Here is a 10,760-nt window from a genome sequence, read left to right on the forward strand (position 1 = left end):
TTAAGTTAATCGGGCTGACTTGCATCGATGCGGGCCAGCGCGTTGCGCAGAATCTGGCCGGTGGCGTCCCGGTCCGGGTCGCGGCGCAGCAGCATTCCCCTGGCCACCGACAGCTTGTCGCCGTTGCGGCGGGGTAACACGTGCAGGTGGATGTGGAACACGCTCTGAAAAGCGGCGCGGCCGTCGTTGACGACGATGTTCGTGGCGTCGGCGAGTTCGGTGGTCCGCGCGGCCCGCGCGATGCGTTGGCCCAGGGTGACCATCCCGGCCAGGGTCTCCGGCGCGGTGTCGGTGAGGTCGACGCTGTGCCGCTTGGGCAGCACCAGCGTGTGGCCGCGGGTGAACGGGCGGATGTCGAGGATGGCCAGGTAGTCGTCGTCTTCGTAGATCCGGATGGCCGGGGCTTCGCCGGCGACGATCGCGCAGAACACGCAGGACATGTCGCCCACGGTACTGGTTGCTTCGCCCTGGCTACGCCGAGACCAGCCGGGGCCCGGCACGAATTGCGGGATAGTCTACGGCGGTGAACGATCTCGCCTTCGCCGGCGCGGCGGCACAAGCGCGCATGCTGGCCAACGGTGAACTGACCGCGCCTGAGTTGCTCGAGGTCTACCTGGGGCGGATAGCGCGGCTGGACAACCAGTTGCGTTGCTACCGCCTGGTGCTCGCCGACCGAGCTCGGCACGAGGCCGCGGTGGCGCAGGAGCGTCTGGATGCGGGCGAGCGGCTGCCGCTGCTCGGCGTGCCGATCGCGATCAAAGACGATGTCGACGTCGCCGGGGAGGTCACGACCTTCGGCAGCGGCGGACATCGGCCCGCGGTCAACTCCGACGCGGAGGTGGTGCGCCGGTTGCGCGCCGCGGGTGCGGTGATCATCGGCAAGACCAATGTGCCCGAGCTGATGATGCTCCCCTACACCGAGTCGATGACCTTCGGAGCCACCCGCAATCCGTGGGATCCCACCCGTACCCCGGGCGGCAGCAGCGGGGGAAGCGCCGCCGCGGTCGCCGCCGGGCTGGCCCCGCTGGCCTTGGGATCCGACGGGGGCGGCTCGATTCGCATCCCGGCGACGTGGTGTGGGCTGTTCGGCCTGAAGCCGCAGCGCGACCGCGTGTCGTTGGAACCGCACGACGATGCCTGGTACGGGCTGAGCGTCAACGGCCCGATCGCGCGCTCGGTGCTGGACGCGGCCGTGTTCCTGGATGCGACGTCGACGGTGCCCGGTCCCGAAGGGGAGTTCGTGACCGCGGCGGGTCGCAATCCCGGCCGGTTGCGAATTGCGTTGAGCACCAAGGTGCCGACCCCGTTGCCGGTCCGGGTGGGTAAGGCGGAGCTGACGGCGGTCGACCAGGCCGGTGCGCTGCTGCGCGACCTCGGCCATGACGTCATCACTGCCGATCCCGAGTATCCGGCGTCGGCGATGTTCGCCAACTATCTACCCCGGTACTTGCGGGGTATCTGCGACGACGCCGACGCCCTGGCCCATCCGGAACGACTCGAAGCGCGCACCCGCAGCATGGCCCGCTTGGGGTCTTTCTTCTCGGACCGGCGGATGGAGGCCATCCGGGCGAATGAGGAGGCCGTGATCTCGCGGATTCAGGCGATCTTCGACGACGTCGACGTCGTCGTCACCCCCGGCACGGCGACGGGCCCCTCGCGCATTGGCGCCTATCAACGCCGCGGCGCCGTGTCGACGCTGCTGCGGGTCGGTCGATACGTTCCCTACCAACAGATTTGGAACCTGACCGGGCAGCCCGCAGCGGTGCTGCCCTGGGACCTCGACGGCGACCGGCTGCCGCTGTCGGTCCAACTCGTCGGCAGGCCCTATGACGAGGCGACGCTGTTGTCGCTGTCGGCACAGATCGAAGCGGCCCGACCGTGGGCCCTTCGCCGACCGCCGGTCTCCTAAGCGGGGTTGCGCAGCACCCGCCAGGCCGCGAGCTTGGCCCCCGGCCGCATCACATGAGCCGGGCTGGTCGACGGCAGTCGCTGTAAATGAATTTGATCGGGCGCCGCCGCCAGCCTGCGGAACAGGCCGGCGGCCTTGGCGCCGTTGAAATACACCGCCGCGATCGCGGGGTGGCGCGCGAAGAATTCGCCAAAATCGTTGACCACCAGGCTCTCTGGCTGGATCGCCGAGTCCGCGCTACCGGCCCGGCGGCACGCGTGGAGCACATCCCACAGGGCGACACCGTGCGATCGCAGTGCCACCAGCCGTCCCTCGTAGGCCTCGGCCGCGTCGAAGCCGAACAACTCGCCGGTGATCGACCAGAACGCGTTGCGTGGATTTGCGTAGTACTGGCCGGCCACTAATGATTGCGCGCTGGGAAACGAGCCCAGGATCAGTATCCGGGCTCGCTCGTCGACGACCGGCGGGAATCCCCGCAGCAGCGGTGCGTTCATCACCTCACATCATGGCTGGCCCGCGTTGTAGGTTGACGAACGTGCAGGACGGGGCCGACCAGAATATCGACGATCTGCTCGAGGGGCTCGAGGGAGCCGCGCGCACGGAGCGCGCCGAATTGGTGAGGTGGCTGCTCGAGCAGGGCATCACCACCGAGGAGATCCGGACCACCAATCCGCCCCTGTTGCTGGCCACCCGCCATCTCATCGGCGATGACGGCACCTACGTGTCCACCCGGGAGATCAGCGAGGCCCATGGCATTGACCTGGGGTTGTTGCAGCGCGTGCAGCGCGCGATCGGTCTGGTTCGCGTAGACGACCCGGACGCGGTCGTTCACATGCGCGCCGACGGCGAAGCCGCCGCCTTCTCCCAGCGATTCGTCGAGCTGGGGCTGGATCCCGAACAGGTGGTCCTGGTGGTTCGGGTGCTGGCCGAAGGTTTGTCGCGGGCCGCCGAAGTCATGCGCTACACAGCGCTTTCGGCGATCATGCGACCGGGGGCCAGCGAGCTCGAAATCGCCAAGGCGTCAAAGGCTTTGGTGGGGAAGATCGCGCCCATGCTCGGCCCGATGATCGAGCACATGTTGTTCATGCAGCTGCGCCACATGATGGAAACCGAGGCGATCAATGCCGCGGAGCGGGCCGCCGGTGAGCCGCTACCCGGGGCGCGCCAAATCACCGTTGCCTTCGCGGATCTGGTCGGCTTCACCCGGATCGGCGAGGCGGTCTCACCCGAGGAGTTGGGGCATCTGGCGAATCGGCTGGCCATCCTCGCCCGGGACATGACGGTGCCGCCGGTGCGGTTCATCAAGACCATCGGCGACGCCGTCATGTTCGTCTGCCCCGATCCGCTGCCGTTGCTCGACGTCATCGTGAAGCTGGTCGAAGCCGTCGACACCGACAACGACTTTCCCCGGCTGCGGGCGGGGGTGGCCTCCGGCATGGCGGTCAGCCGGGCCGGAGATTGGTTCGGCAGCCCGGTCAACGTGGCGAGCCGCGTCACCAACGTGGCGCGCCCGGGCACGGTCCTGGTCGCGGATTCGGTCTGGGACGTCATCGAAGAGCGCGGTGAGTTCTCCGGCTCATTCGCCGGCGCCCGGCGCCTGAAGGGCATCAAGAACGAGGTGAAGCTCTTCCGCGTCCGGCGCGGCGATGGCGGCTGACGGCCGCGCTGCTTCGGCGAAACCGGGTGGCCGACGCATGGGCAGGCCCGGTGCGACTCTAGGGGGCGTTTGACTACGTCTTATGCGTGTCCTACGCGGCCGGATTCCTACCCCGTGTTCCAGCGCTTCGAATTGGTCGCTTCCCGGGCCTGCTTCGGTACCTAAAATACGCCGACCAGCAGCCCGGATCAACGGGTTTTCCGGGTCGGTCCGTGTCCTCGAGAACCCCGTGGCGCCGGCGTCGCGACCGCGACCGACACGTCCGCGGCGGTCCGTCGTTTCGCTGCCCGTGAACGGACATTCCCTAACCCATGTAACGGTGTAATTATGTAATCATGAAAGCCCATCACACACACGGGCGGCGGTACGGCCGCCCCGGCGGCTGGCAGCAGGCCCAGCAACCCGACGCCAGCGACGCAGCGGAGTGGTTCGCCGGACGTCTTCCGGAGAACTGGTTCGACGGCGACCCCACGGTGGTCGTCGACCGCGAAGAGATCACCGTCATCGGCAAGCTCCCGGACCCCGACAGCGCGGAATGCGAACCGAGCGAGGCACGCGCGGCCGGGCGAGCTTCGAGATTCCGCGAGGACACCCGTTCGGAGCGCATGCACATCGCCGACGAGGCGCAGGATCGCTACGGACGCAAGGTCTCCTGGGGTGTCGAGGTCGCCTCGACCGCGGGCACCGAGCGAATCCTGTTCACCCACATCGCAGTCCCGGTCATGACGCGGCTGAAGCAACCCGAACGTCAGGTGCTCGACACGTTGGTCGACGCCGGCGTCGCCCGTTCCCGCGCCGACGCCCTCGCCTGGTCGGTCAAGCTGGTCGGTGAGCACGCCGAAGAGTGGCTGGCCAAATTGCGCGACGCGATGGCGGCGGTCGACGACCTACGCTCGCAGGGCCCCGACATTCAGTCGTGACAGGGCCGCAAGGCACCGCTAGCCCTCGGGCTTCTCGCTGTCGGAAAGGTGCACGATGCCGGCGACGGCTTAGGCGGGCTGACCGGAGAATTGCGGGCAATAGGCCTGGGTCGCCGCCAAGACCACATGGGCCGCCTGCGGCGGAGTCAGGCTGGTGTGCCGGAAGATGTGGACGGTGACCGCGGTCGGCGTCTGGCCGGCGGCGAGTTCGGTGCATACCTGGTGGCCGGTCTGCACGGCGGCTTGGGTCGACGGGAAAGACACGCCGAGGCTTTGCATCTGGCTCAGGAATGCCTCATCGGCGGTCTGCACGGAGCTGGCGGCGGTCGTCCCGGCTAAGCCGACGGCCGCGAGCCCGATGGCGGCGGTGCCGATTGCGGTGGTGGCGATCGTCGTGATGCGGCTTGCGAACATTGCTGCCACCCCTTTCAGGTGCGTTATTGAATAGGACGATCCCAGCGTCTCGTTTGTTCCGTGGTGTCTTCTCAATAACTTCTTGGTAGCGATCGCGGACGCTTATCAATGCCCCCGCGAGACGCGCGGCGTTACGTCTGCGTCATCTCGTAATACGTGCCGCGCCGGGCGAGTAGTTCAGCGTGATTGCCTTGTTCGACGATCCGGCCGGCCTCGACGACAACGATGCGGTCGGCATCGCGAATCGTCGAAAGCCGGTGCGCGATAACGAAACTCGTGCGGTCACGGCGCAGTTCGCACGTTGCGTGCTGGATGAGCGCCTCGGTGCGGGTATCGACCGAGCTGGTTGCCTCGTCCAGAATCAACAACTGCGGGCGGGCGAGAAACGCGCGTGCGATGGTGATGAGTTGCTTTTCGCCGGCGCTGATGTTGCCGCCGTCACCGCTGATCCGGGTCTGGTAGCCGGCGGGCAAGGTCCGCACAAAATTGTCGACGTAGGCGGCCTTGGCCGCGTCGAGGATCTCGTCCTCACCGGCGTCGGGACGCCCGTAGGCGATGTTTTCCGCGATCGTCCCGTCGAAGAGCCAGGTGTCCTGCAGCACCATGCCGATTCGCGACCGCAGCGACCGGCGATCCATCGTGCTGATGTCGACCCCGTCGATCAAGATTCGGCCCGCGCCGACGTCATAGAACCGCATCAGCAGGTTCACCAACGTGGTTTTGCCCGCCCCGGTCGGCCCGACGATCGCCACCGTGTCACCCGGTTCGGCCACCATGGACAGGTCTGCGATCACCGGAGTGCCGGGGCGGTAGGCGAAGCTCACGTGAACGAACTCGACGCGTACACCGGGGCTCGCGCCGGCCGCGCCGATTGGGGCAAGGGCCGGGGGATCCGGCGTTTCCTCGGGCTCGTCGAGCAGCGCGAAAATACGCTCGGCGCTGGCCACCCCGGATTGCAGGGTGTTGTACATGCCGGCGAGCTGGCTCAGCGGTGAGTTGAACTGTCGCACATATTGAATGAACGCCTGGATGTTGCCCAGGGTGATGTGGCCGGTGGCCACCTGCAGGCCGCCGACCACGGCGACGGCGACGTAGCCGAGGTTGCCGACGAACGTCGTCGCGGGTGCCACCAACCCGGAGAAGAATTGAGCGCCGAAACTGGCCTGGTAGACGTCGTCGTTGAGGGTGCGGAACTGCTCGCGCGCCGCCGCCTGGTGGCCGAACGTCGTGACCACCGTGAAACCGCTGTAGGTCTCCTCGATGTGGGCGTTCAGGCGTCCGACGCTGGTCCACTGCGCGACGAACAGTCGGTGGGAACGCCGCGCGATCGCCCGCGTCGCCATCAGTGACAGCGGCACCGTCAGCACGGTGATCACCACCAGCAGCGGCGAGATGGACAGCATCATCGCCAGCACCGCCACCACGGTCAGGATCGCGGTCAGCAGCTGGCTGATCGTCATCGCCAGCGACGATTGGATGTTGTCGACGTCGTTGGTGACTCGGCTCAGCAACTCGCCGCGCTGGCGTCCGTCGAAGTAAGACAACGGCAGCCGGTGGATTTTGTCCTCGACATCGGAACGTAAGCCCACCATGGTGCGCTGCACGGTGACGTTGAGCAGCCGGCCCTGCATCCAAATCAGCAGCGCGGAAACGAGATAGAGCGCCAGCGCGAGCGCAAGCGTTCGTGCGACCGCCCCGAAGTCCACGCCATGACCGGGCACCACGTTCATCCCGGACAGCAAATCGGCGAAGGTATTGGCGCCGCGGCCGCGTGCTGCAGCGACGGCCTGGGCCTTGGTTATTCCGGCGGGCAGTTGGCGCCCGATGACACCGTTGAACAGCAAGTCGGTGGCGTGCCCCAGGATCCGCGGGACGACCACGCCGATCGCCGTGCCGGTGATACCCAAGCTGATGACCGCGATGCACAACCGTCGTTGCGGCGCAAGCCGTTTCACCAGGCGGGCGGCCGATCCCCAGAAGTCACGGGAACGGGTTGCCGGGGCCGTCCGGTTGGCCGCCTGGGTGGCCGCGCGCGTCACGGCGTGCCCCCGACTCGACCGGATCGCACGGCGCCGATCGACTGCGAGTCGGCGAATTCGGCGTAGGTGGTGCAATCGGTCAGCAGTGACTCGTGCGTGCCGGCGCCCACCAGCTTGCCGTTGTCGATCACGATCACCTGGTCTGCTGTGGATGCGATCGAAATACGTTGTGTGACAACGATGACGGTGGCGTCACCGGCCACCTCCCGTAACGAGGCGCGGACCCGTGCGTCGGTGCGCGCATCGAGCGCGGCGAACGAGTCGTCGAACAAATAGATGGCCGGGCGGCGGATGACCGCGCGGGCAATGGCGAGTCGTTGCCGCTGCCCGCCGGAGAAGTTGATACCGCCCTGGGCCACCCGCATCTGCAGCCCGTCATCGTGGGCCCGCACGAAATCGTCGGCGGCGGCCACCCGCAACGCCTCCCACATCTGTTCCTCGGTAAGCGTCTGGTGCGGGGCGGCGCCATAGCGCAGGTTGTCCGCGACCGTCCCGGAAAACAGGTAGCCGCGCTGGGGAACCAGCCCGATCGCCGACCACAGCCGCTCGATCCGGTAATCGCGGACGTCGATGCCGTCGACCGAGACGGCGCCGCCGGTCACGTCGTAGAGCCGGCAGATCAGCGACACCAGCGTCGACTTGCCCGAGCCGGTGCTGCCGATGATGGCGGTGGTGGTTCCGGGCACCGCCGTCAGCGAAATGTCCTGCAGCACGGGGCGATCAGCGCCCGGGTAGGTGAACGTCGCGCCGTCCAGGCGCACCGTTCCGGTGATGGCGCCGCGCGGCGAGCGCGGATTCGGCGGGTCGGCCACCGCGGGGCGGGTGGCGAGTACCTCGCTGATCCGCTCGGCGCACACCGAGGCGCGCGGCAATACCACCAGCGTCATCGTCGCCATCAACACCGCCATCAGGATCTGGGTGAAGTAGGCCAGGAAGGCGGTCAGCGAACCGACCTGCATCTGGCCGCGGTCGATGCGCAACCCGCCAAACCAGATCAGCGCGACGCTGGACACGTTGATCGTCAGCGTGGTCACCGGCAGCATCAACGCTTGCCAGTTGCCCGCGGTCAGTGCGGTGTGCGACAGCGCGGTGTTGGCGCGGGCGAAGCGGTCACGTTCGAAACCCTCCCGCGCGAACGCGCGGACCACCCGTACGCCGGCCAGCTGGTCGCGCATCACCCTGTTGATGCCATCGATCAGGCCCTGCATCCGGCGGAACAGCGGCAACATGTGCGACATCACCCAATAGTTGGCCACCGCCATGATCGGCACGCTGATCAGCAGCAGCCAGGTCAGCGCGGCCTCCTGGCGGACGGCCATGAAAATCCCGCCGAGGCACATGATCGGGGCCGTCACCAGCACGGTGCCGCTTATCTGGACCAAGTATTGGATTTGCCGCACGTCGTTGGTGCTGCGCGTCAGTAGTGTGGGCGCCCCGAACCGGGCGGTCTCGCGTTCGGAAAAGCGGGTGACGTGTTCGAACATGGCGGCGCGCAGGTCGCGACCGAAGCCCATCCCGGTGCGCGAGCCGAAATAGACCGCCCCGACCGAGCACAGCACCTGCATCGCGGTGACCCCGAGCATGACCATGCCGAGCCGGACGATTGTGGCGGTATCGCCCTTGGCCACACCCTCGTCGATGATGGCGGCGTTGACGGTCGGCAGATAGAGCGACGCGAGGTTGCCGATCAGCTGCAGCACCATCAGCACCGCCACCAGCCGTCGATACGGCTGGATGTACTGGCGCAGCAGTGCCAGGAGCATGGGGTAACTGTCGCATACCGGTCCCGCGGCCGTCCTCGCCAACCGCCGGACGGTCAAAGTCCGCACCCCACGCGTTTGCGGCCCCGAAATGGCTGCTCAGGCGCGTCGGTGGTTGACCCGCTGGGCTGCCGCTACAGTGCATCGTGTGGACCAGCAGCGGGCGGAGCGGAAGCAGGGTAGCGGTGCGGCGTAGCACGAGGGCGCTGGCTTTCGTGGCGTCAGCAGTGACGATCCTGATCCCCGCGGCTGCGGGCTGCTCCGATTCCGGCGGTAACAAACCGGGCGCGACGGCGCCGTCGACGCCGCAGAGCGGGCAGGGCAACCACGGCGCGATGTTCCCGCAGTGCGGCGGCATCAGCGACCAGACCGTAGCGGAGCTCACCAAGGTCACCGGGCTGATCAACACCGCCCGCAACTCCGTGGGCTGCCAGTGGCTCGCCGGTGGCGGCATCCTGGGGCCGCACTTCTCCTTCTCCTGGTATCGCGGTAGCCCCATTGGTCGTGAACGCAAGACCGAGGAGCTTTCGCGTGCCAGCGTCGATGACATCAACATCAACGGCCACGGCGGTTTCATCGCCATCGGCAACGAGCCCAACCTGGGCGACTCGCTGTGCGAGGTGGGCATTCAATTCCAGGACGACTTCATCGAGTGGTCGATCAGTTTCAGTCAGAAGCCGTTCCCGCCGCCGTGCGACATAGCGAAGGAACTGGCTCGTCAGTCGATTGCGAATTCGAAATGATGGCCTCGACGCGTGCCGGATCGCGCGGTAGAAACAGTGCCCGCATCGTCGTGGCCGTGCTGATCGCGGCGCTGTTGGTCTTGACGGGTTGTTCCCGCTCGATCGGGGGCAACGCGGTCAAGGCGGGCGGCAATGTGCCCCGCAACAACAACTCTCAGCAGCAGTATCCGAACCTGCTCAAGGAATGTGAGGTCTTGACCAGCGACATCCTGGCCAAGACGGTGGGTGCCGACCCGCTCGACATTCAGAGCACGTTCGTCGGTGCGATCTGCCGCTGGCAGGCGGCCAATCCGGCCGGCCTGATCGACATCACCCGGTTCTGGTTCGAGCAGGGCAGCCTGTCCAATGAGCGCAAGGTCGCTGAATTCTTGAAGTACAAGATCGAGACGCGTTCGATCGCCGGCATCGACTCGATCGTGATGCGGCCCGACGACCCGAACGGTGCGTGCGGCGTGGCCAGCGATGCCGCCGGGGTGGTCGGATGGTGGATCAACCCGCAGGCGCCGGGCATCGACGCGTGCGGTCAGGCCATCAAGCTGATGGAGCTGACGCTGGCCACCAACTCCTGATCAGTAAGCGGCGATCGCAAGGGCGGCGAAGCCGGGCGCAGCGGGTCGCCGCCATCGACTCAGCGGCGATCGCAAGGGCGGCGAAGCCGGGCGCAGCGGGTCGCCGCCATCGACTCAGCGTGGCACCTCGAAGTCGATCAGCGTTGCCACGCCGAGTTCCACCTCTTTCCATGCGCCCGGCACCGTGAGCACCGCGATCGCCGACGTCGGAAACTTAGCCGAAATCCGTTCGGCGGCGCCGACATTCGTATCTCCGGCGCGGCCCAATCCCAGCGCCAGGGCCGACATCGTCGGCTCGTGCCCGATGACCAGCAGGGTGCTGACGGCATCGTCCACCATGTTGATCTCGTCGATCAGCGTGCCGGGAGTGCTGGCGTAGAGGCGCTCGCTGTATCGCACCGGCGCATCGACGCCGGTGTTGAGCAGCGTCTGACGGGTGCGCGTCGCCGTGGAGCACAGCACGCCATCGATGGCGGGCGCGTTGGCGCGCAGCCAGTCGCCGGCCAAGCCGGCCTGCCGGATGCCGCGGGGCGCTAACGGCCGATCGTGGTCGGCGACGCCGGGCGGGTAACCGGACTTCGCGTGCCGCATCAACAACAAGGTGCGCTGACCAGTCACGAGGGATCAGGTTAATCAGTCCGGCGGCAAGTCGTGGTCATCGCGATCGCTGCCGAGCAGTTTTTCGGGGTGGTGGAAGGTGTTGGTGCGGGGTTGGCCGCGGTCGAGGTGTGGGGGTGGGATCCATTGGG

12 protein-coding genes are annotated in these 10,760 nt (G+C 67.2%); 5 read left to right on the plus strand and 7 right to left on the minus strand.

What is annotated here, in order from left to right; translation table 11 throughout:
- Positions 1-5 precede the first annotated feature (5 nt).
- Positions 6-440 (minus strand): HIT family protein, encoded by a 435-nt coding sequence (locus BST14_RS19360; RefSeq protein ID WP_083066011.1) that lies wholly within the window; start codon positions 438-440, stop codon positions 6-8.
- Between the two features lie 83 nt (positions 441-523).
- Here BST14_RS19360 and BST14_RS19365 point away from each other — a divergent pair, with 83 nt between their 5' ends.
- Positions 524-1,909, plus strand: coding sequence for an amidase (locus BST14_RS19365; protein ID WP_083066000.1), 1,386 nt, complete (start codon positions 524-526; stop codon positions 1,907-1,909).
- Here BST14_RS19365 and BST14_RS19370 read toward each other — a convergent pair.
- Positions 1,906-2,403: a DNA-deoxyinosine glycosylase gene (locus BST14_RS19370; protein ID WP_083066001.1), complete on the minus strand. Its 498-nt coding sequence runs from the start codon at positions 2,401-2,403 to the stop codon at positions 1,906-1,908. The two genes, BST14_RS19365 and BST14_RS19370, sit on opposite strands and share 4 nt — an antisense overlap.
- An 11-nt stretch (positions 2,404-2,414) precedes the next feature.
- Between BST14_RS19370 and BST14_RS19375 the strand changes: the two genes are divergently transcribed.
- Positions 2,415-3,566, plus strand: coding sequence for an adenylate/guanylate cyclase domain-containing protein (locus BST14_RS19375; protein WP_142279493.1), 1,152 nt, complete (start codon positions 2,415-2,417; stop codon positions 3,564-3,566).
- A 335-nt stretch (positions 3,567-3,901) separates the two neighbouring features.
- Complete coding sequence (gene abmR, locus BST14_RS19380) at positions 3,902-4,486, plus strand: ATP-binding transcription factor AbmR (RefSeq protein ID WP_083066003.1); 585 nt, start codon at positions 3,902-3,904, stop codon at positions 4,484-4,486.
- A gap of 69 nt (positions 4,487-4,555) precedes the next feature.
- Here abmR and BST14_RS19385 read toward each other — a convergent pair whose 3' ends face one another.
- From BST14_RS19385 to BST14_RS19395, 3 genes are all read right to left on the minus strand, one after another.
- Entirely contained in the window at positions 4,556-4,900 is a 345-nt protein-coding gene (locus BST14_RS19385) for a DUF732 domain-containing protein (RefSeq protein WP_083066004.1), read from the minus strand.
- Between the two features lie 131 nt (positions 4,901-5,031).
- Positions 5,032-6,939: an ABC transporter ATP-binding protein gene (locus tag BST14_RS19390; RefSeq protein ID WP_083066005.1), complete on the minus strand. Its 1,908-nt coding sequence runs from the start codon at positions 6,937-6,939 to the stop codon at positions 5,032-5,034.
- On the minus strand, positions 6,936-8,702 hold the full coding sequence (locus tag BST14_RS19395) for an ABC transporter ATP-binding protein (RefSeq protein ID WP_083066006.1): 1,767 nt from the start codon (positions 8,700-8,702) through the stop codon (positions 6,936-6,938). Before BST14_RS19395 ends, BST14_RS19390 begins: the two co-directional genes overlap by 4 nt.
- A 182-nt stretch (positions 8,703-8,884) precedes the next feature.
- Here BST14_RS19395 and BST14_RS19400 point away from each other — a divergent pair, with 182 nt between their 5' ends.
- Positions 8,885-9,442: a DUF3558 domain-containing protein gene (locus tag BST14_RS19400; protein ID WP_083066007.1), complete on the plus strand. Its 558-nt coding sequence runs from the start codon at positions 8,885-8,887 to the stop codon at positions 9,440-9,442.
- Positions 9,439-10,011: a DUF3558 domain-containing protein gene (locus BST14_RS19405; protein WP_083066008.1), complete on the plus strand. Its 573-nt coding sequence runs from the start codon at positions 9,439-9,441 to the stop codon at positions 10,009-10,011. Before BST14_RS19400 ends, BST14_RS19405 begins: the two co-directional genes overlap by 4 nt.
- Before the next feature lie 114 nt (positions 10,012-10,125).
- On the opposite strand, the gene BST14_RS19410 is transcribed toward BST14_RS19405, so the two are convergent.
- Together BST14_RS19410 and BST14_RS32675 are read right to left on the minus strand one after the other, a co-directional pair.
- Positions 10,126-10,629, minus strand: coding sequence for a SixA phosphatase family protein (locus BST14_RS19410; protein ID WP_083066009.1), 504 nt, complete (start codon positions 10,627-10,629; stop codon positions 10,126-10,128).
- A gap of 15 nt (positions 10,630-10,644) precedes the next feature.
- Positions 10,645-10,760, minus strand: a 116-nt coding sequence (locus BST14_RS32675; protein WP_438502189.1) for a hypothetical protein, incomplete at its 5' end; no start/stop codon positions are given.

This window comes from Mycobacterium arosiense ATCC BAA-1401 = DSM 45069 (assembly GCF_002086125.1).
Classification (GTDB): Bacteria; Actinomycetota; Actinomycetes; order Mycobacteriales; family Mycobacteriaceae; genus Mycobacterium; species Mycobacterium arosiense.

Coding starts and splice junctions, on each gene's coding strand:
- BST14_RS19360 (WP_083066011.1), bottom strand. CDS start 440: ATGTCCTGCGTGTTCTGCGCGATCGTCGCCGGCGAAGCCCCGGCCATC.
- BST14_RS19370 (WP_083066001.1), bottom strand. CDS start 2,403: ATGAACGCACCGCTGCTGCGGGGATTCCCGCCGGTCGTCGACGAGCGA.
- BST14_RS19375 (WP_142279493.1), top strand. CDS start 2,415: ATGGCTGGCCCGCGTTGTAGGTTGACGAACGTGCAGGACGGGGCCGAC.
- abmR (WP_083066003.1), top strand. CDS start 3,902: ATGAAAGCCCATCACACACACGGGCGGCGGTACGGCCGCCCCGGCGGC.
- BST14_RS19385 (WP_083066004.1), bottom strand. CDS start 4,900: ATGTTCGCAAGCCGCATCACGACGATCGCCACCACCGCAATCGGCACC.
- BST14_RS19395 (WP_083066006.1), bottom strand. CDS start 8,702: ATGCTCCTGGCACTGCTGCGCCAGTACATCCAGCCGTATCGACGGCTG.
- BST14_RS19405 (WP_083066008.1), top strand. CDS start 9,439: ATGATGGCCTCGACGCGTGCCGGATCGCGCGGTAGAAACAGTGCCCGC.